This window comes from Marinobacter algicola DG893, from assembly GCF_000170835.1.
In the GTDB taxonomy this organism is placed as follows: Bacteria; Pseudomonadota; Gammaproteobacteria; order Pseudomonadales; family Oleiphilaceae; genus Marinobacter; species Marinobacter algicola.
Genome location: NZ_ABCP01000005.1, coordinates 125986 through 152126, shown reverse-complemented (window position 1 = coordinate 152126; position 26141 = coordinate 125986). Strand labels below are relative to the sequence as shown.

The window sequence follows — 26141 nt, the reverse complement described above, 5'->3', positions numbered from 1 at the left end:
CGGCCGCCTACATCGCAAGCCCAAGCAGCAGGACCAGCTCCGCAAACACCACGCTGGCCCCAAGGGTATCGCCGGTATAGCCACCCAGCTGCCGGCGCAGATACCCACCCCAGACAACGGCCGTACCGAGCGTGGCGATGACGATCCACAGCAGGGCGTTGGCCCCAAACGGGATCAGGGCCAGTGAGACAATCGCGGTGAACACGGTGGCAATCGCCAGCCGTGAACGCGAGAAATCCTCAGCCACCGGTTTGCTTTTGCTCTTGTCCGGGTCGGTCACATACGGCAGGAAGCCCATAATCATCAGTGGCGCGAGACGCGACACCATCGGGGCCAGGATCAGCGCCAGCCACACCGGTTGTGCTTCGGCCAGCAGCGCAAGCTTCAGCACCAATGCGACCACCAGCGCCACCGTGCCGTAGGTGCCGATGCGGCTGTCCTTCATGATCCGCAACCTGGCCTCCAGGGAGTACCCTCCGCCCAACGCATCGATACTGTCTGCCAGTCCATCCTCGTGGAACGCGCCGGTAATCCACAGATGAAAACCCAGGATAAGGATCAGACTGACCAGCGGGCTCCAAAGCTGCACAACAGCCATGTACAGCCCCGCATAAATCACGCCGAGCACCAGCCCCACCAGCGGGAAATAGACACTGCACTGATTCATCAGGCGGGGGGAATAGTCGATACGCACCAGCATGGGAATGCGTGTCAGGAATCCGATGGCCAGCCAGAAGGCTTGCCATTCCCTGGAAACGAAAGGTCTCAGTTGGCTCAATGCGTTGCCCTGTTATTGGGAGGTGGTGTGAGTTTGCGGTCAGTTTAGCATTATCGCCGGGCGAGCTTGTTGTACACCGACGTTCTGGTTCTCCCGTGGTCCTGAATATCGAAAAGGCCGAACCTACAACCGATCCTGCAAGCCGGAGTTATACGAACCGGTTCGCAAAATTCCGGGTCAGGGGCGGGAACCCCGTGTAAGCATCTGATACTGTTGAAGCTGGATTAGAGCATTGTGGAGTTATACGCCCTTATTCGACGAGATGTTGCAGGCCAAGGAGGGCGTATAACTCCGGCGGTAGCCGTGGTAGGTTCCGGTTAGTTTTTGATTTTAAAGTGATTTCTTGAATCGGTCAGAGCGGCTGAAATTGGAGTTATACGAATGCGTGATATACGAACGGGTTCGTATAATACGCTGTTATGTTTTAGATGCAGGGGTATCTCAGGTTGCAGTTGGTGGACATGAAAGCTAAGCTGTTTCCGTCCGGCGATAGGCCGCTCTTGCGCAGCCTGTCCTCATCAGTGTCACTTTGTGATCATATGGGATGACCTTTTTGTGGCCAATGGTTGCATGTGGTCGCCCCACGTTGGTTTTAAAGTCATGCGCTTTGCGCTAGGTAAGCCGGATCTTGATGAGGAAGATAGCTATGAAGAAATTCAACTATCGCCTAGTTCAAGAGCGAGTGTATCTTGCAATAGCTTTAGTAAAGCTTGCGCAAGAGGTGCTAGTGCTTTTGAACATGGCTTTTAACTATAAAACCAACGCCTTTCCCCGTTATGCCCAAGAGTTCTAGATGGTCTTCTAAATTCGAGATAAAACCCGGTTCTTGGGTTTTTGTGCCTACTGATGAAACAGTGGAATATGGCCAAAAGGTAAAAAAGGAAATTGAAAACCGTTGGTCGCCTCCCGGCTTCTATTATCATCTGAGAGATGGTGGGCATGTTCAAGCTTTATCCTCTCACACGAACAACGATTATTTTATCCATCTTGATATATCCAATTTTTTCGGCCGCATCAACAAATCGCGAGTAACCCGATGCTTAAAGGGTCTTTATCCATATAATCAAGCTAGAGAGATAGCAGTTGAGTCAACGGTCAGAGATCCAAAAAATCCAGCTATTGAAAAATATATTTTGCCATTTGGCTTCGTTCAGTCTCCATTAATCGCTTCGCTATGCCTTCAGAAAAGTAGGCTCGGGCGGTTTTTATCTGATTTGAATAAAATGGACGCCTACAAAGTAAGCGTTTATATGGATGACATAGTCATATCATCAAACAGCGATGCTGACTTAAGTAACGTGCTTCTTGAGATTAAACCGTTAGCAGAGAAAGCTGGATTTCCTTTGAACGAGGCGAAAGAAGAGGGGCCGGCAGAAAAAATCACTGCATTCAACATAGAATTGTCGAATGGAGTTCTAACTCTCACTGAAGAGCGTTTACAAGATTTCATAGCGGCTTACCGAGAATCCGATAATTTTAATGTCATAAGCGGTATTGTCGGATATGTAACAACAGTCAACACAGGACAAGCCGCCAAAATAGTATAAAACATAACAAGGCCAGGCATGGCGACGTCTACTACATTGCGGCTTCGCCTCCATTTCGTAGCCGCGCATGCTGGCTGGCGTTAGGCGGCCGGGTTCGGCCCTATTATCACGGGATGTCCTGTATCGGACGCCCCCATCCAGGGGCAAAGTCAGACGATGAGCTGAAAGCAAATCCAGAAAATCATGCCGACCTGGGCAAGGAAGAACGTAGCACGTGATAGCACAAACGCCGGGGCAGTGCTTATGAGATGTGACAGGCTCTGCCCCACGCGCGCAAGCAGGATGAACATCGCAAGACTATCTACCACGGGGCTCTTGCCCATGAGCGCGGCAACCACCACTACGCCTGCGAAAAGCGGAAAGTTTTCCACGCAGTTCAGGTGCGCGCCCTTGGCGCGAACCATGAAGGCCGGGTCGCGGTTGACCTCAGCGCGTTCCCAGTCTGAGAACTTGCGGCCTCCGAAAAGCGCCATTGGCACGCGAGGGAATGCGTAAGACAGCGTGAGAAGTTGCATCCATACCACGTAAAGCACCACTGCAATGAATCCGGTCATAATCTTTCCTAGTATTTTAATTTGCACTTATTATACGTACACAGCCTCCGAACAGATGCTACGCATCGCACGGCGCTGGACACAGTTGATGACGAGGGTACGGTGGCAGAACAATACGTCCGCGTCGGCAGTTTCGGGAGAGCTCCAGGGGTCGTGGAGGACTGCCGCCTAACAATTCGCTGTACTCGGACATATTTTTCGTTGCCTGCGGCAACTCAAAATATGCCGGTAAGCTCGGGCGTTATAAATCCATGGCCGGAGAGTTTGTGAATATCAGGTCAGCGGTGTTGGAAGATAAAATCGGTATCGAGCGTTTGGCTCAGGTGTTAACACCTGCTACTCACGGGGGTCATCAATCAGGTAATAGCTTGAGCCTGCTCTTGAACTCCAGTGACCACCGCATATGGGTTGCGGGCTCAGACGAGACTATTTTTGGTTGGTTGCATGCTTATTTGGCAATCCGTGTCGGGGTGCTACCTTTTATTGAAATCGGAGGCCTCATCGTCGACGAGCAATATAGGAGAAAAGGTGCCGGCTGTAAGTTGGTCGCTGAAGCTCTGAGCTGGGGCAAAACGACAGGGCTCGCCGTTCGGGTACGCAGCAATTCAAAACGTGATTCTACTCATAAATTCTACCAAGCACTTGGCTTCAAGTTACTGAAACAGCAGCATGTTTTCGAACACAATTTATAATACGCTGTTATGTTGCGAGGTGGGAATAACCAGTGAACGACGAAAAATCTCTGCACAATGCCATTTATGAGGGCGTCGCGTTGTCGCCTTATGACCCAAAGTGGCCCTCTATGTTTGAGGTGGAGCGCAGTCGTCTATTTAGCCTTTTCCCGGATCAATTCGCAGCAATTGAGCACTTTGGCAGTACGGCAGTTCCAGGACTTTCAGCAAAGCCCATCATAGATATTTTAGCGGGTGTCGAGTCTATGTCGCAGGCCGACTCTCTGATTAAACCTTTGTGCCGTTCAAAGTTCACCACCTCCGCCGAGTTCAATGCCACGCTTCAAGATCGCCGATGGCTCATGCGGTGGGCCGACGGTCACCGAACGCACCATCTCCACCTTGTCGTGCATGGCGGCTCACAATGGCAACGGCGTTTGGCCTTTCGCGATGCGCTTCGCTCCAACGAGGAATTGGCTAAAAGGTACGAGCAGCTCAAGAAGCGTTTGGTTGCGGAGTTCAGCTCCAATCGCGAGGCGTACACCGAAGCCAAGGCCGAATTCGTACGGGAGGTACTTGAGTGCAATGAACATAACCAGTCGCTGTAGTACGCGGCCGATGGCCGCCGGACGCCCTTTACATTGCGGCTTCGCCTTTATTACAAGGGCGCCGCTAAGCTTCGCGTTATGTGTTACTGCCAAGGGGTCAGTTTTGTTGCCTGAGTTAAAAACAGTCGGCCTTTTCCTCGTTACCGCATTGGCGGAAATTGTCGGCTGTTATTTGCCTTACCTCTGGCTTCGCGAGGGCAAAACTATCTGGCTTTTGGTGCCGGGCGCGTTGAGTCTTGCGGCATTCGCATGGCTGCTGTCACTGCATCTCACCGCCGCAGGCAGAGTCTATGCTGCGTATGGTGGCGTTTATATTTTTATGGCGATACTTTGGCTGTGGGCCGTCGACGGAGTAAAGCCAACGGCATGGGACTTGGTCGGCTCGGTTGTGGCGTTGGTGGGTATGGCAATCATCATGTTCGGGCCGCGCACCACATAACCAGTAGTTGTAGTTCGTTCCGGCCTGCGGCCTCCACCGGACGCCCTTGTCAGGGCGCCGCTAAACAAAAGCGTGTGTGCCAGGCATGGCACAGAACTAGGGAGGTGAAAGTCCTCCTGCCAGGTATTCGCAGTGCCGAAGGCTAGGAGAAGGGCAAGGGCATCATTGTGAGGTGGGGTCTGAAGGAAGCCCAATCCAAAGCTGCGGGGCGACGAACAGGAACCTGATACGAGGTGTGGTACATCCGGGGCGAGCGGGCACGTGACCGCGAAGCCCTCCAACTGCGACCGGGGTGTGCTTTATAAATCAGGCGTCCACGCAGCGACAGTTTTGTGTCTTACCCTGGGAGGCCTGTTTGCTGTTCAGGGAGAGAACTGAACGCCGGGCAACCGGCGTTGACCGGCAAACAGGAATCAGCAGAGGGCATGGTAGGTTCACCCGTGAACCGAAGGCCCGAACAGAGACAGGAGTCGAGCGTCCGTGCAGGGAAACGGGATGGCACCAGCAAAGCAGCTTGCGCTGCCCCTGGAATTTCCGGGGGGTGAACCCGATTCCGGAAAACGGAAAGCTTTGCACTCCGTTCAACCCTCGCCGTGGATGGCGCGTGTATTGAGCAGGGACAACCTCAATCGCGCCCTGAAACAGGTTCGACGTAACAAAGGAGCGCCGGGCCTCGACGGTATGACCGTGGATGAGCTGCCGGACCATCTGCGCCAACAGTGGCGAGAAATTCGGCAGCAACTGCTCCAGCAGACCTACCGACCGCAACCGGTCCGGCGGGTTCTCATTCCCAAACCAAACGGCGGTTCCCGTCCCCTGGGGATCCCCACCGTGCTGGACCGTTTCATCCAGCAGGCGATGGCCCAGGTCATCCAGGAAGACTGGGAGCCCCGCTTCCACCCACACAGCTACGGCTTCCGTCCGAGACGCTCCGCCCACCAGGCGGTCCAATTCGGACAAAGCTGCGCCCGACAGGGCCAAAGCTGGGTGGTGGATCTGGACCTGGCAGCCTTCTTTGACCGGGTCAATCATGATCGTCTGATGGCACGACTGAAACGGCACACGCCGGACAAGCCGATGCTCAGGCTGATCAACCGGTATCTGAAGGCGGGTGTCCAGATCGACAACCAAAAAGAGCCTACACCAGGGGGGGTGCCGCAGGGCGGACCACTCTCACCGGTGCTGGCAAATGTGGTGCTGGATGAACTGGATTGGGAGCTGGAACGGCGCAATCTGCACTTCGCCCGCTACGCCGATGACTGCCAGATCTACGTTGGTAGTCTTCGGGCTGGTGAACGGGTGATGGTGAGTCTGACGCGCTTCATCGAGGACTCACTGAGGCTCACAGTGAATACACGAAAGAGCGCGGTGGATCGTCCCTGGAAGCGCAGCTTCCTGGGCTTCACCCTCAGCCGGAAAGGGCAGCGATTGAAAGTGGCCAGCAAGGCCATCGACAAGCTGAAAACCCATGTCCGAAGACTGAGCCGCCGAACACGGGGCCACTCCCTGTTCCAGGTAATCGCAGAACTGAAAGAGACCCTGCTTGGTTGGAAAGCGTACTTCGACGCAGCCGAAGTGCTGAGCCCGCTGCGGGACCTGGACAAGTGGATACGGCGGAGAATGCGAAGTTATGTCTGGAAGCAATGGGGCCGTAGCGGGTATCGTGAGCTGAGAAAGCGGGGTGTCTCGGTCAAACTGGCCTGGAACACCGCGAAATCAGCCCATGGCCCCTGGCGCCTGAGTCGGTCACCGGCCTTGGCGCAAGCCTTACCGGCCCGCTTCTTCCGGAGCTATGGGCTGCCGGAATTGGCAGCGCGGTAGCGGGTTGAATCAAGTCACTGAATCGCCGTGGTACGTGATCCGTATGCCCGGTGATGTGGGAGGAGGGGCATCGTGAGGTGCCTCCCTATCCCGATTATGTTCACTATGGAGAGTTCGATGAAATTTCATGCCTTAACAATTTGCGCTCTCGCCGCATTAATAGTCGGGTGCGCAGCAACCAGAATTTCTCCTACTCCAAGCCCCACGAGTGCGCCCCAAGCAGAGTCATCACCGGTAGTCGTTGAACCGGAGTGGGTTCCTCTGACTGACGGTGCTGAGATCTCTTACGATGCGAACTACGAATATCATCCCTCAGAAATGAAACTTAGCAATGGGAAGCTTCTCCGAGGAAATAGTTGGAATGGATATCTAAAGGCATATGTGGAGTCCTTTCCGCCGGAGAAGCGGGAGCCGATCCTTCAGGGAATTACCCGGCATGTAACGGATTATGACAAGGTAGAAGGGGTCATTCGCTTTGAGCCTGTTCGGTACATGTCAGGCCCATATTCACAAGCATCACACCTGGCAGTGGTCGGTACCCTCCGTCCTGAAAGCGCAACGGCATTCCTAAAGTTTCACTACTACGGTGATTCATGGCTTTTCGCGAAGAGTTTTAAAGTTGTAACCGACGGAGTTCCCTTTCAGTCCCCAAAAATAAAGTTTAGGCAAGATCACTACGGCGGCAGCGTATGGGAGACCGCATATCTCAATCTCAACAAAGAAGAGTACAGAGCCCTGGCGGAGGACATTGTATCTTCCGAAGAGGCAATTATTCGCTTCCAAGGAAAGCAGTACTACTCGGATTTAACGGTCACTGAGCGCATGCGTGAAGATATTGAATATATGCTCGAAGCCCTTGATCAAATCGGTGTTGAGTGATCATAACCAGTCGCTGTAGTTCGCGGCCGATGGCCGCCGGACGCCCTTTTCATTGCGGCTTCGCCTTCATTACAAGGCCGCCGCTAAGCTCAGCGTTATGCACTAGAAAGAGAGGAAGGCCATGGAGCTTTATCCAAGTACCCCACCTAAGTTGATTCCCTCTTTCGTCTGCCACGTCGATATTTTGGGCTATTCGCAGCTCAGCAGAGATGCAATAAAGTCAGGTCAGGGCAACTCGTTCCTCAACAAAATACGCGTTGCGCTCACGCGGGCTTATGATCGTGTAAGAGAGAGATCAAAAGGGTGGAATGGCGCACATCGGTTTTCAATCAAGGTCTTTACCGACAACATTGTTGTTGGTTACCCGGCAAAAGATATTAATGTCAGCTTCGGTGAGGTAGAGCTTGGACACATTTTTAGCGTCTTTTCTGAGTTCCAAGTGGCTCTTACCATGGAGGGTTTTCTAGTTCGTGGAGGAATTGCTTTCGGCAGTCACTACATGGACGAAGAGATTGTTTTCGGCGACGCTTTGATTGAAGCGGTGAAGCAAGATAGTAGTGGTGGCGCCCCAAAAATTTCGCTATCACACTCAGCCGTCCAAGCTCTACGTCATCATTTGGGTTTTTACCGTGATCCAATGAAATCGCCGCAAAGTCGTGAACTTTTACAGGATCCTGACGGCTCCATTTTTATAGATTACTTAGCGAATGCATTTATCGCTTTTCCAGATGGTGGAATATTCTTTGAAGTATTTGAAGGCCACAAGAGAACGGTCACTGAAGGGCTGGAGAAATATAGCGGACTGCCTGATGTAAGAGCAAAATATGAATGGGCTGCGAGATATCATAATTTTGTTTGCAAAGAATTTATGAAAAACAATCCGATACCGTTTGACCCGGATGCGGATGAAATAGAAGCAGCGGGAGCTGTAGAAGCTCAGAAACTTGAAGACTATTTGATAGACATTGAGTCCTTAGCACCAATTCCCGGTAAGTTAAGCATAAACCCTATTTTTCCTGTGGAAAGATGAAGAGCATAAACCAATTGCGGAAGGCAGACGCGTGGGACGCGCGGCTTCGTTCAGCGTCATGCATGAAATATAAATGGAGAGTAGTTTGATTACAGAAATTCTTGCAGTCTTCGGCGGAGTGACCGTCGTTGTAGTTGGATTGTCGCGTTGGTTGGGCGGGCTGTGGTCAAAACGCATCCTTCAAAACGAAAGAGCCAGCATTGAAAGAGAGCTTGAACGCGAAAAATCAAGGCTACAAGAAAGCCTTGAGGTGACAAAAGCAGCCTTGGCTTCTCAAACAAAATTGGTTGAAGAACGTCTAAATGCGATTAATGACGAAAGATTTAAGGCTCTAATCGAAAACTATAGTTTGTTGGCTGACACATGGCTCAATTGCAGGTGGGCGATACAGCCGGATGAAATTGGTCGTGACAAACCACCAGAAACAGAGAGGCTGAAAATAGCTGCTGAGTCTATTGATGAGTACTTTAAAGATTTTGAGCGAAAGAAGCTTTTCCTTTCTGATGATTCTCAGTCGTCGGTTTACACATTTATAACCAGTGTCTGGGAAAGCTTGAATAAATTAAGAATTTTTTCCGAATCTAGCGAATCAATAGACGATAAATTAAACGCACTCTACGGCGCTTGGGTCAATGATTTAAAACCGAAAATGGATGCTGCGAGAAGAAGTATTGAGTCTGAGTACAAGATGCTAATCGGGGTGGATGAGCATAACCAAGCATTGCAGCGGACAAGCCGCTGAATGCGGCGTTGAGGCTGTAGAAAAAGTCTGAATTCCGCCCCAGTTTTGCTAGGATCGGGCAAACGGACAAGGAGTCGTCAGATGCCCAAAGCCAAACCCCGTTTCAGGCCCTACAACTACGACCAGGACGCCATGGTCGTGATCAACTATCAGAACCAGCTTCAGCCCGGCACCTTTGAACACGCGGTGCACTACCTGATCGAGCACAAGCTGGACCTGTCGATCTTCTACCCCAAGTACCGCAACGAAGACACCGGCCGACTGGCCTACGATCCCGCCATCCTGCTGAAGATCATCCTGTTCGCCTATTCCAAGGGCATCAAGACCAGTCGTGAGATGCAGTGGTGCTGCGAGACCAACATCACCTTCAAGGCGCTGTCGTGCGATACCGTTCCTCATTTTACGACCCTGGCCAAGTTCGTCAGCAACCATGCCGACGAGATCGAAGACCTGTTCGAGCAAGTCCTGCTGGTGTGCCACGAACAGGGATTACTGGGGAACGAACTCTTTGCCATCGACGGCTGCAAGATGCCCTCGAATGCAGCCAAAGAATGGTCCGGCACCTTTAAGGAGCTGGAAGAGAAACGGAAAAAGCTACGCCGCCTGATCCGCCACCACCTGAAGGAGCACCATGAAAGGGACGAGGCGGAAACGGAAGCCGAACTGGACCGGGACATCCGCCGGGCGAAGACGGTCCTCTCCCTGGACGAATCCCTGAACAAAGTGAACCGCTTCCTAAAGACGAACCGCCCAAGGATGGGCCGGGGGAAGCGGAGCAAGGAAGTGAAGAGCAACATCACCGATAACGAAAGCGCCAAGATGACCACCAGCAAGGGCACGATCCAGGGCTATAACGGCGTGGCCACGGTGGACCGGAAACACCAGATCATCATTGATGCGCAGGCCTTTGGCGAAGGCCAGGAACACCACACGCTACAACCAGTACTGGAAACCGTCGAAGCCCGATTCAAGAAACTGGGCATTGCCGAGAGTATCTACCAACAAGGCACCGTCATCACCGCCGACACCGGCTTCGCCAACGAAGCCAACATGAAATACCTGCACGAACGGCAGATCAACGGCTACGTGCCGGACAACAAATTCCGCAGCCGGGATCCGAAGTTCAACCACCAGAAAGACAAATACGGCAAGCGGCATCAGAACCTGCCAGACACGGGCTGGAAAGAGACCATCCCGGCCAATGAGTTCCAGTTCGATCCAGTGAGCCTGACCTGCATCTGTCCGACAGGCGAAAGCCTGAAATACCACGCCACCCGCACCGACCAGAATGGCCAAAGCCGGGCCTACTTCCAGGGCCGTCTGTTGCAGTGTCGACACTGTCCGAAGAAGCATCAGTGCATGCAGAACCCGGAGGCCGCCGACCATCGGAAAGGCAAAGGCCGACAGGTGTCGTTCACCATTGAGAGCAAGCGCCTGCCCAACTATACAGACTGGATGAAGCACCGGGTCGACAGCCCAAAGGGCAAAGAGATCTACAGCCACCGCATGTCGGTGGTGGAACCGGTGTTCGGCAACATCGGCACCAACAAACGACTGAACCGGTTCAGTCTGCGAGGTAAGAAAAAGGTGCAGGGCCAATGGCAGCTATACTGCCTGGTGCACAATATTGAGAAGCTGGCGAATTATGGGCGATTGGCAGTCTGACTGGAAACCGCAGAAGGACCCACAATCGGCGCCGCTGAATGAGCTATAGGTGACACAGCGGCGAAACTTGGATTCTGAGCCACATTTGCCAGCAAATAAACGAATGCATCCGCCAACGGCGGATGAACAAACGAACAACTGAAAAGGCGAGTGGAAGCGGCTCAGAATTGGGTTTTTCTACAGCCTCGTTCGAAGACCACCAATCAAAGTGCGATGCACTTTTTTTAGATGCCATCTGGAATATTGAATGGACAACGGACTTTTTGAAAAACTCCTCTTTGAGGAAGAGAGCACGACGTTGATATGACTCCCCACGTCAACAGGCATGCACCAGTCCAGGCCCGTTTTTCAGAGCTACGTTCCCGCTGTTAAGGGCGGGTCAGGACAGACGCTGAGGCCAGTTATCGTCGACGGTTTCAATGCTGATATCCGTGGGTTCTCACCACCTTACTTTTCCGTCGTGAAGCCGGTCCTCCGTCTAGGAACGAGCGTCTGGTCTGAGGCTTCAGCCAGGCTTCCTAACGCGCGTCGAGGGTTGCTTCACACTCCGCGGCCTGAGGCACCTGTCCTGTCCCATAACCTTTTTCATAGCATCAACCTTGGATCGGGTTTGGCGATCACCACTTCCCGGGCGATCGCCCAGATGTGGCCGACCAGTTCTCTGGCAATGGCGGCCACCACCACGTTTCGATGTTTGCCACGTTGCATCAGGGATCGTTAGCGCCGACACAGCCGGACCTGGGCATCCCAGGCCTTCTCCACAATGGCCTTGGGCAGATCCTCCTGCCGCAACTGGAGAATTTTGGAAGTCTTGGCCGGGTACCGATACGCGTGCGCAGCTTCAATGAGCATGCGCCTTGCGCGTTTGTTACCAGCGCAGGTGAGTGGCCCGAGTCGTCGCCGGGATCCGCTGGATCGCTCGCTGGGTGTCAGGCCGACATAGGCCATCAGTTTCCTGGGGTTGTCGAAGCGTTGGAGATCACCCAGTTCGGCTACCACGCTGGTGGCCACCAGCAGTTGGACACCCCGAAGTGCCTGCACGGCTTTCACTAGTGGGTAAAAGCGCCAGCGGCGTACCTGATAGGTCAGTTCATTATCGAGCCGTTCCAGGCGTTTGTGGCGCTCCACAATGGTGTAGAGCATTTCCCGGAACACCGTGTTCTGCGCCGGTGTCGGCATGACCAGTTCCGAGAGCCACCGGATGTGTGCGGCTGACCAGTTGGCGGAGCCGGTGTACCGGATATCGTGCCTCAACAGGAACGCCTTGAGCTGGCTCTTGGCATTCTTGAGATCCCACATGGCGGTTTCCCGCGCTCGGGAGAGATCACGGATGGCTTCGTCTTCCGGTTCCGGCACATAGATGGGATCGATGTCGCCGTTGCGCAGTAACTGGGCCAGCTGCATGCAGTCGCGTTTGTCGGTTTTGACCTGCTGGCCGGGTTTCTTCGGGATCAGTGACGGTGCCACGACAAAACAGGGATAGCCCCAGCTTGAAAGCAAGCGATAGAGCCAGTAACCGCAAGGACCGGCTTCGTACACAAACTGAAGCTGGCAGCCCGGGTGTCGGGACTCAAACTGCCGGACCATCTTGCGGATGGAGTAATGCTGGGTGCCGAGGGCACCGAGATACGTGACCGGTTCGGTTCGGGAATCGGTGGCGTAAGCGACGGCGATGGAGTCTTTGTGCGTATCCAGGCCGATAAACAGTGTGCTATGTTTTTTCATGGTGCTGTCCCCCCATTTTACGCATGTGAACACGTAAAGTATGGCTCTGGCTGAGGCTAACCCACGAGGTGGGGGCAGCCCCTAGTGGGGAGTCATAATGTCTAGATTGGAGAATGGAATGGAAACAGTGGAAGTTCGTGGCCCGTTTAGTTTTCGCGGAGACAGTCCATTAATTCGTCATCCGGAAGCTTCCGTAAACGGGTTTTATATTTGGTGTGTTTACGTCGAACAGTCTCTTTATCGAGCATATTACGTGGGTGAAGCTGCAAACATAGCGTCCCGACATAAGACCCACCTGCGAGATTGCCTAAGAGGTAACTATCAAGCTCATTGCTTGGATGGCCTTCGTCGGAATCAAAGTATTTTAATGCATCGCCCCGGGGATGGCATGATCCCTCGGTTCGCTCACATAGATCGCCAAAAATTCAACAATGAGTTCGTTGATAACGTTTGCCTATTTTTCGCCGAAATTCCGGTAACTGGTGATAAAAAATCCGACAAGTTGCTGAGGTGTCGCTACGAGGCGGGAGTCGTTCGCCATATTGAAAATGCAGGGCTCAACGTTCTCAATGTGGGGCGAATTAGTAACTGGGCTGGTGAGCCAGACCAAGTTCGGCTGGAAACAAGTGGTTGTGAGATCGAGGCCATATCCGGAGAGATAGTCTCAATCTAACCAATTGTTCCAAGTCGTTCCGGGCCTGACGGCCCTCCACCGGATGCCCTTTTAGCTGCGCTACAAGGGCACCGCTGAACAACGGCGTTAAATTTTTGCTGCACCCTCGCAGACTATGCTGTAATACGTTGTAGTCGCCAAATTTGAGGGTACAGTCATGAGTGTTACTACAGTTCGCCTTCAGGCAGAGGTTGAGCAGCACCTGGAAGCGATCGCCGGCAGGCTCCACCGGAGCAAAGGCTGGGTGATCAACCAGGCACTGTTAGAATACATTGAAAAGCAACAGCGTGAGCAGGAGCGTTGGCAGCAAACGCTTGAGGCAATGGAGTCGGCGGCCCAAGGAAAGGTGGTCGATGCTAACGAGGTCCATAGCTGGCTCAACAGCTGGGGAACTGAAAACGAGCAGGATGCGCCGAGGTCAGGTAATTGAAACTGGTTTACACGGACGAAGCCATTGAAGACTTGAAGCGCCTTAGGGAATTTATAGCAGCCCACAATCCCTCTGCGGCTCCCAGGATAGCGGCCGAGCTGGTTAGCAAAATCGAATTGTTACCAGACTTTCCAAAGATGGGGGCACCGGTTGAAATGGCGCCGGTTCCCGATTCCATCCGCGACATGGTATTCGGCAAGTACGTTGTCCGCTACTCAGTACATTTGAGTGCCATTATCATTCTTCGGGTATGGCATGAACTGGAAGGTGAACGATAGAAATTTAATGGACTCCCCGATACGCACGACACACCTCGAATTCAAGCGGTTAGTCGCTCAGGCTCTGTAGCCGAGCAGTCGTTGGGTTTTCAATCCAGGACTCACCCCAGAAACCAATAAGTAGAGCCGCGAAGGCAGTCCCGATCAGGTAGTGAGCTGCCCACCCTATGATGTGTTCAGCGCGTTTGGGAGGCGATGCTGCGATAGAGTCGTGGTGAAATTGCCCGCGATGCGCGATGGTCTTAGGCATGCCGCCGTTTAACCCGCACTGTTCCAGGAGCTCCACACCATGGGAATGACGGAGAACCTGCTCTCTGCCAGCCAATTGATTGTGACAGGCCTTATATTCCTGGTCATTCTGGTGGCTGCGGTGCGGGGGATCGATTGGGCCGAGTTTCGCCGTGATCAGGCCCTTCAGCACTCGTTCTTTGGAGCGGCGGTGGTACTGGGGTTTGTCTGGCAATTGCGGGCTGGCATATCCCCGGGGCTTTCCATCCATGTGTTCGGCATGACGTTGATCACCCTGATGATGGGATGGCGGCTGGCGATCTTGTCGGGTTTGCTCGCCCTGGTGATCACGATCATTACCGGTCGAGAGCCGTTGGTTGCTTTTGCGGCCAATGGTTTGGTGACTGTGATGGTGCCCGCGCTGGTCAGCCACGGCATTATGCGCTGGGAGCGCAAACGCGATTTTCGCAATTTCTTCGCCTACATTTTCTTCTGCGGTTTTTTCGGGGCGGGTATTTCGGTGGCCGTGGCGGGTGTGGTGATGTGCCTGATGCTGTGGTCTGCCGGAGTGTATACCTTCGCAGAGCTGATCCACGAGTATCTGCGCTATCTTCCGCTGTTTATGATCCCGGAGGGGTTCGTGAACGGTGCCTTCGTAACCGGCCTGATGGTGTTCCACCCGGATCGGCTACTGACACTGGATCAACGGCGTTATCGCTGAACGGCCAATGGCCGCGTGTTCAGAGTGTCACTGGTTGCGCCAGCGGGAATGCTTCTGAAGTTTTCGCTGCAGGGTTCGCCGGTGCATGTTCAGTGCCCGGGCTGTTGAGGACACATTGCCGTCGTGCTCGTTCAGTACCCGCTGGATGTGTTCCCACTCCATTTCCTCCACCGATGGGGGTTCTTCACGGGTTGCCGGTGGGCTGTCCAGTGGGCTGAAACCGGCCGTCAGTTGGCTCAGTGTGACCGGTTTGCACAGGTAATTAACGGCGCCCCGGCGCATGGCTTCCACGGCGGTGGCGATGCTGCCGTAACCCGTCAGCACCAGCACCTCCAGTTCGGGTTGAAGGGCCAGTAACTCCGGCAGCAATTGCAGGCCGCTGTCGCCGGCCAGGTTGAGGTCCAGCACGCAGCGGTGAAAGGCCTGTGATTCCAGTGCTGCTATGGCCTCCATACGGGTGAGGGCACACTTGGCCTCGATGTTCTGGCGTTTCAGGGAACGCTGGAGCACCTGCACGAAGGCTTCGTCATCATCGATCAGCAACCAGGTCGGCTGGCCGTTCATTCTGCCTCCTTACCGTCCGGGGTATGGGCTTGTGCTTGTGGCAGGTCGATGATCATGGTGGTGCCCGTGCGGTCGGCTCTGGCTTTAAGGGTGCCGCCGTGGCGCTGGATGGTGGCGTTGGAGAGAAATAGCCCTACGCCCAGGCCATGTTCGGAGTCCACGACGCCATCGCCGGCGGTGTTTTGTAGCGAGAGTTCCAGGCCCTTGCCATGGTCCTCGACCACGATCGCGATCCGTCCTTCGTCGCTGTCTCCTGCGCTGACGGCCACCCAGGAAGGGCTGGCCGTCAGGGCGTTGGCCAGAAGGTTCAGTATGGCCTGGTCCAGGGTTGCATCCACGGCGACGGGCTGATCGGGGAATGGCGCCAGCCAGTGGATGGGCGACGCCGGCCACAACAGCGTGGCTGACTCCCGCAGCCGCATCATCCAGAAGTGCAGCGGAAGGATTTCCTGCTGCGCGGCCTTGGCCTGCATGGCGGCGGTGGACAGTTGGTGCAGGTGGTTGCTGCAAAGGCCCAGTTGCTTCTCCATCAGTCCGAGATCGTCCACAAGCGAAGGGTCTGTGTGCACGGACTTCATTTCATCCACCAGCAGGGCCATGGTGTTCAGCGGAGTGCCTAGCCGATGCGCCACTGCCGCAGCCGATAGGCCCAGGGCAATCACCTGTTCATCCCGGAGTCTGTTTTCCCGGAACTCAGCCAGTTGTACCTGTTTCTGGCGCAACCGTCGGGCCAGCGAGCCCACTACCAGCAACAGCATGGTGGCCGTGATGGCAAAAGTGACCCACATGCCCATCAGGTGCAGTTGGGTCAGGTCGGCGTTGTGATTTTCGTGGGTAAGCGGCGTGTGCCAGAGCACCATGGCGGTGTAGAAGGCAAAACCAATGACCGTCAGAGCAATGCTTTCGCGCAGGGGCACCAGGATGATCGCAACGGCAATGGGAAGCAGCAGCAGCGAGACAAGCGGGTTGGTGTAGCCACCGGTGAGGAACAGCCAGGCGCTGATCAGAAAGAGGTCAAGGGCGAGACCAACGCTGACCGTAACCGTCAAGCGGGGAGGCCGGCGGGTAAACCAGAGCCAGCCAAGGGTGGCCAGTACGGTATAGAGCAGGCATATCAACAGGGCTTCCGGCCGGTGAGCCAGGGTGACCACGGTATCGGCGATGGCAACGGCGACCAGTTGAATGACCACGATGGCCAGGCGCATGGTGAGAAGGTAGCGCGCCGCCTGTTGAAAACCGGTTTGTGAGTGAGTCAGCCATTCCATGGCATGCATTCTAGCGGGTTTTCGACGGTGCTACTGCGGGAATGTCGACAGTCGGATGCGGCATACTGTCTCATGCGCGCTGAGTGTCTGACTCCAGCGGTTCCAGAAGGCTGGCCGTTGCTTCCGCCGGGATGATCAGGTTGCGGCCCCGGTCCTTTGCTTCGTAAAGGCGCTTGTCGGCTTCTCTGACCAACTGGCGCAGAGTATCGCCGTCTGGCCCGAATTCCGCTACGCCCCCACTGAGGGTGAGGCGGATAACGTCGTTGTTGACGGTCAACGGGGTTGAGGCAACCGCAATACGGATCTTCTCGGCTACCTCCAGGCCTTGTTGGCCATTGGTATTGGTGAGCAGTATGCCAAACTCTTCCCCTCCCAGGCGTGCCGGCAGATCTGTTGCGCGCAGGCATTCCCGGAAAATGCGGGCAACGTGTTGCAGGGTCAGATCGCCGGTATCGTGACCATAGCGGTCGTTGACCTCTTTGAAATGATCCAGGTCCAGCGCGAGAAGGGTCATCGGCGTGTTATAGCGTCGGGCGCGCTGTTGCTCCCGTTCGAAGATGTCACTGAGCCTGGCCCGGTTGGCAAGCCCGGTGAGGGTGTCGGTCTGGGCGATCTTGAGCAGCTGGCGCTGTGACTGTTCCCGAGTCACTTCATAGACGTGGGAGAATACCAGGATGCACAGAGAGATGACGGCGATGTTGGCGATGGGCAGCGCTTGCATCAGGGTCGGTTCGTTGTGATGCCTGAGCAGAAAAATAATGCCGGCGATACTCATGTAGAACACCGATACAGCCAATCCCAGCCTGCGGCCCATTAGCAGGTGCGAGATGATCGGGATCAGCAGTACCCAGGCATGTACGGTGGCGGAAGCCCTGGGGATAGTCATGGCGAACATCATGGCGGTGAAGAACGGGATGGCGTAGGCAATGATCCATCGCTCCAGATGTCGGGTGTCGCGTATCGCTCTGAAAACCAGAATGGCATAGGCCGTCATTACCAACTCAACAATGGCCAACGCGTAACTGCCCTTGTGCAGGTTAAGCACGGCAAAGAGTGATCCCCCCAACACGGTGAGAAACAGTAATGCCTTTAATACCGCCTTGCGATAAGGGCGCGCCAGGGCTTTCAATGGTTCTTTGTAGCTATCCATGGGGCGATGTCTGCGGTGGCCCGGTAACTCAATGTATCCGGCTGGTAAGAATGTGTAGGCAATGTAAGCACAAGTAAAGAGGAGCGAATTAGATCAGATTTTCAACAAAAAAGTGAGGGTAATTAAGACTAAAGTCGTAGTATTTCTGTCTCGAAAGCGAAATTCACAACGTTCTGGCATGGGTCCATAAGGACATTCGGGCTGTATAGTACCTAAAGACACTGTCCAGCGGAGCGCATGATGGCAAGCCCGGTATTAGCCGTTGAAGGGTTAAGCAAAGGTTATATCAGCGGTCACCAGCGGGTGCCCGTGCTGACGGATCTGTCCCTGTCGGTTTGTTCCGGGAAATCCCTGGCGGTTGTAGGGCGATCAGGCTCCGGCAAGAGCACTCTGTTAAACCTGTTGTGTGGCCTGAACGGGCTGGATGACGGACGCATTACCGTCGCGGGCGAGTCTTTTGTTGCTGGCGCAGGCACCGAAATGCGCTGGGCCGAACTCCGCCGGCGCACCATCGGCGTGGTGTTCCAGGACGTCAATCTGATGCCCGCGCTCTCGCTGCTGGACAACGTACGTCTGCGCACCCATTTGGCCGGTCGTGCTGCTGGCGGCGAGCGTGGGTGGCTGGAGCGCCTAGGTATGGGGGCCGAAGCTGACCGATACCCGGATCAGGTGTCGGGTGGCCAGGCCCAGCGAGCGGCATTGGCCATGGTGTTCGCCATGGCTCCAGCGTTGATTCTGGCGGACGAGCCCACCGGCAGCCTTGACCGCCACACCGCGGATGAGGTGGCTGACTGCCTGTTCACGGTACAGCAGCAAACCGGTTGTGCACTGGTGCTCGCTACCCACGACAGGGAACTGGCTTTCCGCTGCGACCATGTTCTAGATCTCAGCACCACTGGTTGACCAATGATGCTCGCGCGCGCCTTCGTCAGCCATTACCGCCGCCACCCCATTCAGCTGTTGGCTTTGGCGTTGATGATTGTGCTGGCAACCATGCTGTGGACCGGGGTAACGGTACTGACCGACCAGGCTCGTCATAGTCTGTTCCAGAGTGAGGATGCGGTGGCGGCTCGTGCTCATGTGATTCGTGCAGATGGGCGACCGGTGGGCGTTGATGACTTCGCGGCCTTGCGAGTGGCCGGCGTGTGTGTGGCGCCCTGGCTGGAGGTGCAACGGCCGCCGCCGGAAGGGCGGGTGATCGGCATCGACCCGCTGGCGATGGGGTGTTTCGGTGACGCTGTCCCCGGCGGCGGTGCCGACTCATTGGAGGGCGCGCCTTTCCTCGATATCAGCGAGGCCGCAGAGCTTTCGAGAGAAGGATACAGCAGCCAGCTATACCTGCTGGCGCGGGATGGGAACAGGGACTTACCAACGGGCTATACCTTGGGTGAGTTTTCCATGGGTCCTTCCACCGGTGAACTGGCAGACAGTTTCCTGCTGAATCTGGACGCCCTGAGCCTTCTGGTGCTTCTGATTACGGGCCTTCTGGTGCGCAGTGTACATCGATTGGGGGTTGCTCAACGGCACGGCAGCTTTTCCCTGTTGCATCGATTCGGAGTTCCCCGTCAACGGATAACGCAGTGGCTGGCACTGGAGCTGTTGGTACTGACCGGTATTTGTGTTGTACCGGGATTATGGCTGGGGGCAAGGCTTGCCGGAATGCTGGGTAGCGGTTTCGGCCAGGCCCTCGACAGTCTTTTTGACGTGACTGTCTATGCCGGCACCGAAGGGGCACTGCCCTGGAGGGCTGCCGCCATCGTGGTTTTTCTGGTGCTGGCGGTCTGTCTGGTGGACTGGGTGGTCCCAGCGCGTTGGCGGGCGATGGCTGGCCAGGGCCGAGGGAGAACAATCGCCTTCCTAATGTTTCTGGTCGGGATGGTGGGTGTTGCCTTGGCCGCAGACCTGTCCTGGGTTTTTGTCGCGACGGCGATGGTGTTTGCGGGCGCCGGTTGGCTGACGCCTGGATGGTTGGCGCTGCTCGCCCGACGACTTTCCAATCGCACAGGCTCACGAAGAGACGACCCGCTTGCCCGTTGGCGGCAACGGGAACTGGCGGTGATGTTTCGGCACCTGGCGTTGCCGGTGGTGGCGCTGCAATTTGCCATGGCCATGGTGCTGGCGGTGCAGGCGTTGGTGACGACCTTTGAGGGCACCTTCGAAACCTGGCTGGCCCAGCGCCTGGCAGCGGAATTCTATGTCGAGGTGCCAACCGGTGCTGACGCCGACTCGACCGCCGCACAATTGCAGAACCTGGATGGCATCGGGCCTTGGCATCGGGTGATTCGTGGCCGGGCAAGCGTTGCGATGGCGAACGACGGCAGCCATCTCGGCCTTGGTGATGAGCGTGTCGAGGTGGACCTGTTCGCCCTGCTGCCAATCAGTCATCTGGTGAAAACATGGACCCTGTTGGAAAGTGTTGAGAAGCCATGGCTAAGGCTCGAATCCGATAGCGTAATGATCAATGAGCAGTTGGCCCGGCGCTACCGGCTTGAGGTGGGCGACACGCTCGACATCCGCCTGGCGGATACCAATCGCAGTGCAGAAGTGGTGGCTATCTACGCCGACTACGGGCGACCTGCGGGGGAAATTTTGATGGCTGGTTCTGCGCTGCCGGCGGCATTCAAGGCCCATTTCCAAAGCTTTTCAGTGACGCCCGGCAGCGTGGCGATGGCCGACATTCGCAGGCGCCTGTCGGACACCTGGCAGACGTCGGAACTGACCATCAGGGACAACGACAGCATCCGCGCCCTGGCGTCGAAGGTATTCAGTCAGACATTCCTGCTTACCCGCGCCATCAGCCTGCTGACCCTGCTGCTGGCGGCGATGGCCCTGCTGATTATGGGGTGGGTCTTTTTCACCACCCGGGTGAAATATTTCCAGCTGCTGGGCGTTTGGGGACTGCCTGCTTCGATGATCAGGCGCCAACTCCGGCGCCTGTCAGTGGCATTGACGCTGACGGTGACCATCGCTGCATTACCTCTGGGCGTGTGGCTTACCTGGGTGCTGGTCAGTCGCATCAACCCGCTGGCTTTTGGCTGGTCATTGCCGATGGAGCTGTATCCGTTATTCTGGTTTGAATTGGGGGTGATGGCGGTGGCAACAGGCCTGATAATCGCTTATTTGATGCGCCTGCAGCTTGGCCACACGGACAGCATTAAACAGGTGGAGCCATGAAAATCCCAACCGGCGTTTCTGCCGGCATACTTGCTGTCGTCCTTGCAGGCTGCACAGACCCGGGCAATGACACCGGCTTCGCGGGGCTTGCGCAGCAGACCGGCGAGGTGGAGCAATCGCAATTCCAGCAGCCGGAGCCAGGCGACACCCTGGCCTTCCCCGAGGACTGGGGGCCCCATCCGCAACACCGTATTGAATGGTGGTACCTGACCGCTAACCTGGAAACCCGAGACGGTAAGCCGCTGGGGCTACAGTGGACCCAGTTCCGTCAGGCGTTGAAACCGCGACCCGCCAATGCAGAACCACCAGAGGCCAGTGGCTGGCCACTGGACGCGGCGTGGATGGCACACGCCGCCGTGTCGTTCGGGGGTGAACACTGGTTTGAAGAGAAGCTCGCTCGGGGTGACGTGGGGCATGCCGGGGCTAAAGCGGACCCATTGCAGGTATGGCTGGATGACTGGCAGCTGGTTTCGAAACCGGATTCCGGAAGTTGGTATTTACAGGTAGAGGGCGGTGACTGGCGCTACAACCTGCGTCTGAGCAACATCGGTAAACCGGTGCCCCATGGACAGAACGGCTTCAGTGCCAAATCCGCCAGTGGCGAGGGATCGATGTATTTCAGCCTGGTGGATCTGCGCATTGAGGGTACGGTGACCCTTGGCGATGAAACCCTGGCCGTTTCCGGCAAGGGCTGGTTTGATCGCGAGTGGAGCAGCCAGTTCCTGAAAGCTGGCCAACAGGGCTGGGACTGGTTCGCCCTGCATCTGGACGATGGCCATAAACTGATGGCGTTTCGCTTGCGGGAAGACCAGGGCGCGTTCGTGTCTGGCAGTTGGATAAACGCTGAAGGCGAAGTTGAAACGTTGAACGGGAACGACATCAGCCTGAGCCCGCTCAACTGGCAAATGTCGCCGCAGGGCAGGGTTCCCGTAAAATGGCGTTTGACGATGCCACAGCATAGCGTGGATGTGCAGATTGCCGCGCCGCCTGGCGACTACTGGAATGCCGGGCTCTACCCGTATTGGGAAAGCCCGGTGACGGTGACAGGTTCCCACGAGGGTGTGGGGTATATGGAATTGACCGGTTACGGTAACTGATCTAGCGAATGACCGGCGGCTGGAGACCGCCGATCAGTTCCTGAATACCCCGATGCCACTGCTGGCGGAGTTGGTGGAAGTAATCGTTGTGTTCGTCCACCCGGTCGACGAAGCAGGGTTTCAATTCATTGTTGCGGTAGATGACAACATCCAGGGGCATGCCCACCGACAGGTTGCTCTTCATGGTGGAATCGAAGGAAACCAGAGCGCACTGGTAGGCTCTGTCCAGTGAGGATTGATAGTTCACCACGCGGTCGAGGATTGGCTTGCCGTATTTGGACTCACCGATCTGAAAATAAGGCGTTTCTTCGGTGGCTTCGATGAAGTTGCCTTCGGGGTATATGTTGAACAGGCGTGCCTCTTTGCCCCGGATCTGGCCGCCCAGTATCAGTGAGCAGCTGAAGTCCACATGATTCACCTTACCTTCGGGGTTGTCGCGGTGAATAACTTCGCGGATGGTTCTGCCCACCACCTCTGCCGTCTCGAACATGGATGCGGTGGAGAACACATTGGGGTCTTCTGAGCCGGCGCGTTTTTCCAGCAGGCTGATCACGCTTTGGCTGGTGGCCAGGTTGCCCGCCGATAAAATCACCAGTGCCCGCTCTCCCGGCTGTTCAAAGACATGCATCTTTCGGAAAGTCGAAATCTGGTCAAAGCCCGCGTTGGTGCGGGAGTCGGATGCGAAAACCAGGCCGTCGGCCAGGCGCATCGCCACACAATAGGTCATGGGGCTACCCTCGGGTCATACTGGATGCGCTCAGTTTAACCGTTTCTGTTCAGAAAGCATGGGGCGGCGTGTGGAATTTGCACAGCTTTTTGTTACTGGCTTTCCCCGGCCATGGTGACCCAGGCGCGGGTATGCAGGTGCTCCATGCCGCCGCCGCTGCGAACACCTCGCACCGGTGCCGCATCCCGGTAATCCAGCCCGGTTGCCAGTTTGATGTGGCTTTCAGCAACATTCAGCAGATTCACCACATCAAAGGTATGCCAGTTATGGCCCAGCCAGGCCTCGGCCCAGGCGTGGGTGGCCAGGTGGTCGTCGCTGAACGTGTGGATGTAACCACTGACATACCGTACCGGCACCCCAATGTGGCGGCAGCAGGAGATGAATACATGGGTATGGTCCTGACACACTCCCGCCTTCTGCTGGAAGGCCTCGGCGGCGGTGTGAGTCACGGTAGTGACGCCGGGCGTGAATTCGATATGCTCAAGGATGCGGTTCATCATTCGCACCAGGCTGCGCTTGTTGGCGGAGAACTGGCTGGCAAAGGTCCTGATGGCCTTGTCGGCGTCGGTTAATGGGGTGTGGCGCAGGAACACCTCGGGCGGAAACGGTGAGTCGTCTTTGGTCAGCGGTTTGCCGGTAAGGTCAACCACGCCCTCCGCCGTCAGGGTGATTTCCCTGGCGGCTTTGTCCATGGTCATCACGGTGACAATGTTGCCGAAGCCGTCCGTCATCTGGCTGGTTTCGCCGGGGGCGCTCAGATTCCATTCCAGTATCTTCTGCTGCGGTGTGTTTCGGGGTGTCAGGCGCAGATACTGGATGCCTTTGTGCATGGGCTCGTCGTAGGTATAGGTGGTGTCATGGCGAATATTCAGCTTCATTGTTTCCACCCCATGTAGTCTTTCTGGATCTGACCGGCGATGCGCTGGATGCGTTGCAGGAAATCGGTCAGATACTCATTCAGGCCGCGTTCGGCAATGTACTCACGGTCGCCGTAGCGGATGTTGGCATACAGGCTTGTGGCCAGGCGCCGGGCTCGGCGGGCCTCGCCGCTTTCGATCTGCTCCAGAAGATCCGCGATTTCCTCCAGGCAGGCGTGGAGCGAACGGGGAACATCCGGCTTGAGAATCAGCAGTTCGGCCACATTCATTGGCTCGATATTGTGGCCGTAAGTGTTCTGGTAGGCTTCAAAGGCGGCCAACGAGTGCAGCAGCGCCGTCCATTCGAAGAACGACTGGGTGGGGTGCCCTTCCAGGGATTTGGTGGCCATGTGGTGGCGGATGTTCAGCACGCGAGCGGTGGCATCTGCCCGCTCTATAAACGTACCCAAGAGCAGGAAATGGAAGGCGTCATTACGCAGCAGGGTGCCATAGGCCGCACCGCGAAACACGTTTGAGCGTTCGCGGGTCCAGTCAAACACCCGGCTGGCGGTGGATTCGGTCACCCCTTTATGGCGTAGTTCCTTCAGCTCCATCCAGGCCAGGTTAATACTCTCCCAGACATCTGCGGAAAGATTGCCCCGCACGTGCAGGGCGTTGTCCCGGGCGCTGCGGATGACACTGAACACACTGGCGGGGTGGCGGTCATCCAGAAGCATGAAATCAATCAGGTTCTGGGGGGTAATTTCCGGGTAGAGCTCATGAAAAATTTCACGGCTACCGGTCACCAGCAATGGTACGGATAACTGTTCCTCGCGGTCTTCGGGAACGTCGATCAACGCCATGGTGAGGCTGACGTCCAGCAGGCGGGCCTGGGTTTCCGCCCGCTCAAGATACCGCGCCATCCAGAACAGACTTGATGCAGCTCGGCTCAGCATTCCTCGCCCTCCAATACCCAGGTGTCCTTGGTGCCACCGCCCTGGGATGAATTCACCACCAGCGACCCTTCTTTCAGGGCCACCCTGGTCAATCCGCCGGGTACCATCTGCACTTTCTTACCCGAAAGCACAAAAGGTCGCAGGTCGAGGTGTCGGGGTGCCACGCCTTCGTCTACAAACGTTGGGCAGGTAGACAGGCTCAGGGTGGGTTGGGCGATGTAGTTGTCTGGCCTGGCCCGCAACAGCGAGCGGAAATGGTTCAGTTCTTTTTTGCTGGCTTTGGGGCCGATCAGCATGCCGTAGCCGCCAGCGCCCTGGGTCTCTTTGACCACCAGGTCTGGCAGATTGTCGAGGATGTACTTGAGGTCTTTTGGCTTGCGGCCCTGCCAGGTAGGGACATTTTTCAGGATCGGTTCTTCGCCCAGGTAGAAGCGGATCATCTCCGGTACGAAGGGATAAATGGCCTTGTCGTCGGCGACGCCGGTGCCCATGGCATTGGCAAGCACTACATTACCGGTTCGGTAGGCTGCATACAGCCCGGGAACGCCCAGCATGGAGTCCGGGTTGCCAGCCAGTGGATCCAGGAAGTTGTCGTCGACCCGCCGGTAAATCACGTCCACCTGCTGCGGGCCGATGGTGGTCTTCATGTAGACCTTGTTGCGTCGTACAAACAGGTCTGCGCCCTCGACCAGTTCGATGCCCATCTGCCGGGCCAGGAAAGCGTGTTCGAAGTAAGCGCTGTTGAAGCGCCCAGGGGTGAGCACCACCACGGTGGGGTTGGGGTTCAAGGACGCCGCGCGCAGGGTTTCGCCCAGCAGAGCCGGGTAGTGCTCAACCGGTGCTACCGGGGCCTTGGCGAACAGTTCCGGAAACAGTCGCATCATCATGCGCCGGTTTTCCAGCATGTAGGAGACGCCGCTGGGGCAGCGGAGATTGTCTTCCAGCACGTAGAAGTCGCCGTCGTTGTGACGGATCAGATCGATGCCGGCTATATGGGAATACAGATTTCGCGGCAGCTTGAGGTTTTGCATGCCAGGCTGGTACTGCGGATTGGCGAATACCTGCTCCGCACTGATCACACCGGCGCGAATAATCTCGAACTCGTGATAGATATCGAACAGGAAGCGATTCAATGCGTGCACCCGCTGGCGCAAGCCGGCCTGCAGGCGTTGCCAGTCGCTGGCAGAGATCACTCGTGGAATCAGGTCAAACGGGATAAGCCGTTCGGCCCCCTGGTCTTCGCCATAGACGTTAAAGGTGATGCCCAGGCGTTGGAACAGCACGTCTGCCTCGCGGCGCTTCTCGGCTAACAGAGCTTCGTCGGACCTGATCAGCCAGTCTTCCAGCATCCTGCAACTGGGCCGTACCCGATTATTCTGGTCGAACAGTTCGTCGTAGATACCCTCGGGCGGGGTTTGTATCAACATAACCATGACCCTCTCCTGAACACGCCGTCCACCGGATGTGGACGGTCGATATCCAGCCATTCCATGATGTAACGGAATAGCAAAAGGCAGGCCACTCTGGCGACAAACCGTGGGTTTATCACCGGAACGGGTTAT

The 26141-nt window shown here is 56.0% G+C and carries 27 protein-coding genes and 1 pseudogene; 17 read left to right on the top strand and 11 right to left on the bottom strand.

Annotation, left to right across the window (positions count from 1 at the left end):
- Nucleotides 1–7: 7 nt before the first annotated feature.
- The gene (gene cobS / locus MDG893_RS06360) at nt 8–778 is read right to left on the bottom strand and encodes an adenosylcobinamide-GDP ribazoletransferase (protein WP_007152915.1); all 771 of its coding nucleotides are present in this window, start codon (nt 776–778) and stop codon (nt 8–10) included.
- 646 nt (nt 779–1424) lie between these two features.
- Between cobS and MDG893_RS21050 the strand changes: the two genes are divergently transcribed.
- A complete protein-coding gene (locus MDG893_RS21050) occupies nt 1425–1571 on the top strand; it encodes a hypothetical protein (protein ID WP_007152914.1) in 147 nt (48 codons plus the stop codon).
- A 43-nt stretch (nt 1572–1614) separates the two neighbouring features.
- Nucleotides 1615–2325 carry a reverse transcriptase domain-containing protein gene (locus MDG893_RS20650; protein ID WP_208855173.1) on the top strand — a complete coding sequence of 237 codons (711 nt, stop codon included), beginning with the start codon at nt 1615–1617 and terminating at the stop codon, nt 2323–2325.
- A gap of 149 nt (nt 2326–2474) precedes the next feature.
- Here MDG893_RS20650 and MDG893_RS06350 read toward each other — a convergent pair whose 3' ends face one another.
- The gene (locus MDG893_RS06350) at nt 2475–2879 is read right to left on the bottom strand and encodes an MAPEG family protein (RefSeq protein ID WP_007152912.1); all 405 of its coding nucleotides are present in this window, start codon (nt 2877–2879) and stop codon (nt 2475–2477) included.
- A 266-nt stretch (nt 2880–3145) separates the two neighbouring features.
- On the opposite strand from MDG893_RS06350, the gene MDG893_RS06345 reads away from it, so the two are divergent.
- The 8 genes from MDG893_RS06345 (at nt 3146) to MDG893_RS06310 (ending at nt 10734) form a co-directional block, all read left to right on the top strand.
- Nucleotides 3146–3571, top strand: a complete 426-nt coding sequence (locus tag MDG893_RS06345) for a GNAT family N-acetyltransferase (protein WP_167319388.1) — start codon at nt 3146–3148, stop codon at nt 3569–3571.
- 32 nt (nt 3572–3603) lie between these two features.
- The gene (locus tag MDG893_RS06340; protein WP_007152910.1) at nt 3604–4158 is read left to right on the top strand and encodes a GrpB family protein; all 555 of its coding nucleotides are present in this window, start codon (nt 3604–3606) and stop codon (nt 4156–4158) included.
- A gap of 106 nt (nt 4159–4264) precedes the next feature.
- Nucleotides 4265–4597: a YnfA family protein gene (locus MDG893_RS06335; protein ID WP_040474370.1), complete on the top strand. Its 333-nt coding sequence runs from the start codon at nt 4265–4267 to the stop codon at nt 4595–4597.
- 495 nt (nt 4598–5092) lie between these two features.
- Nucleotides 5093–6418, top strand: a complete 1326-nt coding sequence (gene ltrA / locus MDG893_RS06330; RefSeq protein WP_007152908.1) for a group II intron reverse transcriptase/maturase — start codon at nt 5093–5095, stop codon at nt 6416–6418.
- A gap of 117 nt (nt 6419–6535) precedes the next feature.
- Entirely contained in the window at nt 6536–7297 is a 762-nt protein-coding gene (locus MDG893_RS06325; protein WP_050776473.1) for a hypothetical protein, read from the top strand.
- Nucleotides 7298–7418: 121 nt separating this feature from the next.
- A complete protein-coding gene (locus tag MDG893_RS06320; protein WP_007152906.1) occupies nt 7419–8327 on the top strand; it encodes a hypothetical protein in 909 nt (302 codons plus the stop codon).
- 85 nt (nt 8328–8412) lie between these two features.
- Nucleotides 8413–9069 (top strand): hypothetical protein, encoded by a 657-nt coding sequence (locus tag MDG893_RS06315; RefSeq protein ID WP_157132780.1) that lies wholly within the window; start codon nt 8413–8415, stop codon nt 9067–9069.
- An 81-nt stretch (nt 9070–9150) separates the two neighbouring features.
- Nucleotides 9151–10734: a transposase gene (locus tag MDG893_RS06310; protein WP_007152904.1), complete on the top strand. Its 1584-nt coding sequence runs from the start codon at nt 9151–9153 to the stop codon at nt 10732–10734.
- A 585-nt stretch (nt 10735–11319) separates the two neighbouring features.
- On the opposite strand, the pseudogene MDG893_RS06305 reads toward MDG893_RS06310, so the two are convergent.
- Nucleotides 11320–12459, bottom strand: a pseudogene (locus MDG893_RS06305) (IS110 family RNA-guided transposase).
- Between the two features lie 118 nt (nt 12460–12577).
- Here MDG893_RS06305 and MDG893_RS21170 point away from each other — a divergent pair.
- From MDG893_RS21170 to MDG893_RS06290, 3 genes are all read left to right on the top strand, one after another.
- Nucleotides 12578–13132, top strand: coding sequence for a hypothetical protein (locus MDG893_RS21170; RefSeq protein WP_244264395.1), 555 nt, complete (start codon nt 12578–12580; stop codon nt 13130–13132).
- Between the two features lie 157 nt (nt 13133–13289).
- Nucleotides 13290–13562, top strand: coding sequence for a CopG family ribbon-helix-helix protein (locus MDG893_RS06295; protein ID WP_007152900.1), 273 nt, complete (start codon nt 13290–13292; stop codon nt 13560–13562).
- A complete protein-coding gene (locus tag MDG893_RS06290) occupies nt 13559–13840 on the top strand; it encodes a type II toxin-antitoxin system RelE/ParE family toxin (protein ID WP_007152899.1) in 282 nt (93 codons plus the stop codon). Before MDG893_RS06295 ends, MDG893_RS06290 begins: the two co-directional genes overlap by 4 nt.
- A gap of 49 nt (nt 13841–13889) precedes the next feature.
- On the opposite strand, the gene MDG893_RS06285 is transcribed toward MDG893_RS06290, so the two are convergent.
- Nucleotides 13890–14090, bottom strand: coding sequence for a DUF2938 family protein (locus tag MDG893_RS06285; RefSeq protein ID WP_050776472.1), 201 nt, complete (start codon nt 14088–14090; stop codon nt 13890–13892).
- 39 nt (nt 14091–14129) lie between these two features.
- On the opposite strand from MDG893_RS06285, the gene MDG893_RS06280 reads away from it, so the two are divergent.
- Complete coding sequence (locus tag MDG893_RS06280) at nt 14130–14789, top strand: energy-coupling factor ABC transporter permease (protein ID WP_007152898.1); 660 nt, start codon at nt 14130–14132, stop codon at nt 14787–14789.
- Nucleotides 14790–14816: 27 nt separating this feature from the next.
- Here MDG893_RS06280 and MDG893_RS06275 read toward each other — a convergent pair whose 3' ends face one another.
- The 3 genes from MDG893_RS06275 to MDG893_RS06265 all read right to left on the bottom strand — a co-directional run bounded on the left by MDG893_RS06275 (nt 14817) and on the right by MDG893_RS06265 (nt 17768).
- Nucleotides 14817–15353, bottom strand: a complete 537-nt coding sequence (locus tag MDG893_RS06275; RefSeq protein ID WP_007152897.1) for a response regulator transcription factor — start codon at nt 15351–15353, stop codon at nt 14817–14819.
- Nucleotides 15350–16618, bottom strand: a complete 1269-nt coding sequence (locus MDG893_RS06270; RefSeq protein WP_007152896.1) for a sensor histidine kinase — start codon at nt 16616–16618, stop codon at nt 15350–15352. Before MDG893_RS06270 ends, MDG893_RS06275 begins: the two co-directional genes overlap by 4 nt.
- 70 nt (nt 16619–16688) lie before the next feature.
- On the bottom strand, nt 16689–17768 hold the full coding sequence (locus MDG893_RS06265) for a GGDEF domain-containing protein (RefSeq protein WP_007152895.1): 1080 nt from the start codon (nt 17766–17768) through the stop codon (nt 16689–16691).
- 240 nt (nt 17769–18008) lie between these two features.
- Here MDG893_RS06265 and MDG893_RS06260 point away from each other — a divergent pair, with 240 nt between their 5' ends.
- Genes MDG893_RS06260 through MDG893_RS06250 form a run of 3 tightly spaced genes read left to right on the top strand, consistent with a single transcriptional unit; the run spans nt 18009 to nt 22039 of the window.
- The gene (locus MDG893_RS06260) at nt 18009–18671 is read left to right on the top strand and encodes an ABC transporter ATP-binding protein (protein ID WP_040474355.1); all 663 of its coding nucleotides are present in this window, start codon (nt 18009–18011) and stop codon (nt 18669–18671) included.
- A gap of 3 nt (nt 18672–18674) precedes the next feature.
- The gene (locus tag MDG893_RS06255) at nt 18675–20942 is read left to right on the top strand and encodes an ABC transporter permease (protein WP_040474354.1); all 2268 of its coding nucleotides are present in this window, start codon (nt 18675–18677) and stop codon (nt 20940–20942) included.
- The gene (locus tag MDG893_RS06250) at nt 20939–22039 is read left to right on the top strand and encodes a lipocalin-like domain-containing protein (protein WP_007152892.1); all 1101 of its coding nucleotides are present in this window, start codon (nt 20939–20941) and stop codon (nt 22037–22039) included. The genes MDG893_RS06255 and MDG893_RS06250 overlap by 4 nt, the downstream gene beginning before the upstream one ends.
- 1 nt (nt 22040) lies before the next feature.
- Here the strand turns inward: MDG893_RS06250 and MDG893_RS06245 are convergent, their stop codons facing one another.
- The 4 genes from MDG893_RS06245 to MDG893_RS06230 all read right to left on the bottom strand — a co-directional run bounded on the left by MDG893_RS06245 (nt 22041) and on the right by MDG893_RS06230 (nt 26006).
- On the bottom strand, nt 22041–22766 hold the full coding sequence (locus MDG893_RS06245; protein WP_007152891.1) for a proteasome-type protease: 726 nt from the start codon (nt 22764–22766) through the stop codon (nt 22041–22043).
- A 92-nt stretch (nt 22767–22858) separates the two neighbouring features.
- The gene (locus tag MDG893_RS06240; protein ID WP_007152890.1) at nt 22859–23644 is read right to left on the bottom strand and encodes a transglutaminase family protein; all 786 of its coding nucleotides are present in this window, start codon (nt 23642–23644) and stop codon (nt 22859–22861) included.
- Nucleotides 23641–24579 (bottom strand): alpha-E domain-containing protein, encoded by a 939-nt coding sequence (locus tag MDG893_RS06235; RefSeq protein ID WP_007152889.1) that lies wholly within the window; start codon nt 24577–24579, stop codon nt 23641–23643. The genes MDG893_RS06240 and MDG893_RS06235 overlap by 4 nt, the downstream gene beginning before the upstream one ends.
- On the bottom strand, nt 24573–26006 hold the full coding sequence (locus MDG893_RS06230; protein WP_157132785.1) for a circularly permuted type 2 ATP-grasp protein: 1434 nt from the start codon (nt 26004–26006) through the stop codon (nt 24573–24575). Before MDG893_RS06230 ends, MDG893_RS06235 begins: the two co-directional genes overlap by 7 nt.
- Nucleotides 26007–26141: the final 135 nt, after the last annotated feature.

What these genes read in the sequence shown, in the direction of transcription:
- MDG893_RS21050 (WP_007152914.1), top strand. Translation starts at nt 1,425, where the DNA reads ATGAAGAAATTCAACTATCGCCTAGTTCAAGAGCGAGTGTATCTTGCA.
- MDG893_RS06350 (WP_007152912.1), bottom strand. Translation starts at nt 2,879, where the DNA reads ATGACCGGATTCATTGCAGTGGTGCTTTACGTGGTATGGATGCAACTT.
- ltrA (WP_007152908.1), top strand. Translation starts at nt 5,093, where the DNA reads ATGGCACCAGCAAAGCAGCTTGCGCTGCCCCTGGAATTTCCGGGGGGT.
- MDG893_RS06325 (WP_050776473.1), top strand. Translation starts at nt 6,536, where the DNA reads ATGAAATTTCATGCCTTAACAATTTGCGCTCTCGCCGCATTAATAGTC.
- MDG893_RS06320 (WP_007152906.1), top strand. Translation starts at nt 7,419, where the DNA reads ATGGAGCTTTATCCAAGTACCCCACCTAAGTTGATTCCCTCTTTCGTC.
- MDG893_RS06310 (WP_007152904.1), top strand. Translation starts at nt 9,151, where the DNA reads ATGCCCAAAGCCAAACCCCGTTTCAGGCCCTACAACTACGACCAGGAC.
- MDG893_RS21170 (WP_244264395.1), top strand. Translation starts at nt 12,578, where the DNA reads ATGGAAACAGTGGAAGTTCGTGGCCCGTTTAGTTTTCGCGGAGACAGT.
- MDG893_RS06295 (WP_007152900.1), top strand. Translation starts at nt 13,290, where the DNA reads ATGAGTGTTACTACAGTTCGCCTTCAGGCAGAGGTTGAGCAGCACCTG.
- MDG893_RS06285 (WP_050776472.1), bottom strand. Translation starts at nt 14,090, where the DNA reads ATGCCTAAGACCATCGCGCATCGCGGGCAATTTCACCACGACTCTATC.
- MDG893_RS06280 (WP_007152898.1), top strand. Translation starts at nt 14,130, where the DNA reads ATGGGAATGACGGAGAACCTGCTCTCTGCCAGCCAATTGATTGTGACA.
- MDG893_RS06275 (WP_007152897.1), bottom strand. Translation starts at nt 15,353, where the DNA reads ATGAACGGCCAGCCGACCTGGTTGCTGATCGATGATGACGAAGCCTTC.
- MDG893_RS06270 (WP_007152896.1), bottom strand. Translation starts at nt 16,618, where the DNA reads ATGGAATGGCTGACTCACTCACAAACCGGTTTTCAACAGGCGGCGCGC.
- MDG893_RS06265 (WP_007152895.1), bottom strand. Translation starts at nt 17,768, where the DNA reads ATGGATAGCTACAAAGAACCATTGAAAGCCCTGGCGCGCCCTTATCGC.
- MDG893_RS06260 (WP_040474355.1), top strand. Translation starts at nt 18,009, where the DNA reads ATGGCAAGCCCGGTATTAGCCGTTGAAGGGTTAAGCAAAGGTTATATC.
- MDG893_RS06255 (WP_040474354.1), top strand. Translation starts at nt 18,675, where the DNA reads ATGATGCTCGCGCGCGCCTTCGTCAGCCATTACCGCCGCCACCCCATT.
- MDG893_RS06250 (WP_007152892.1), top strand. Translation starts at nt 20,939, where the DNA reads ATGAAAATCCCAACCGGCGTTTCTGCCGGCATACTTGCTGTCGTCCTT.
- MDG893_RS06245 (WP_007152891.1), bottom strand. Translation starts at nt 22,766, where the DNA reads ATGACCTATTGTGTGGCGATGCGCCTGGCCGACGGCCTGGTTTTCGCA.
- MDG893_RS06240 (WP_007152890.1), bottom strand. Translation starts at nt 23,644, where the DNA reads ATGAAGCTGAATATTCGCCATGACACCACCTATACCTACGACGAGCCC.
- MDG893_RS06235 (WP_007152889.1), bottom strand. Translation starts at nt 24,579, where the DNA reads ATGCTGAGCCGAGCTGCATCAAGTCTGTTCTGGATGGCGCGGTATCTT.
- MDG893_RS06230 (WP_157132785.1), bottom strand. Translation starts at nt 26,006, where the DNA reads ATGTTGATACAAACCCCGCCCGAGGGTATCTACGACGAACTGTTCGAC.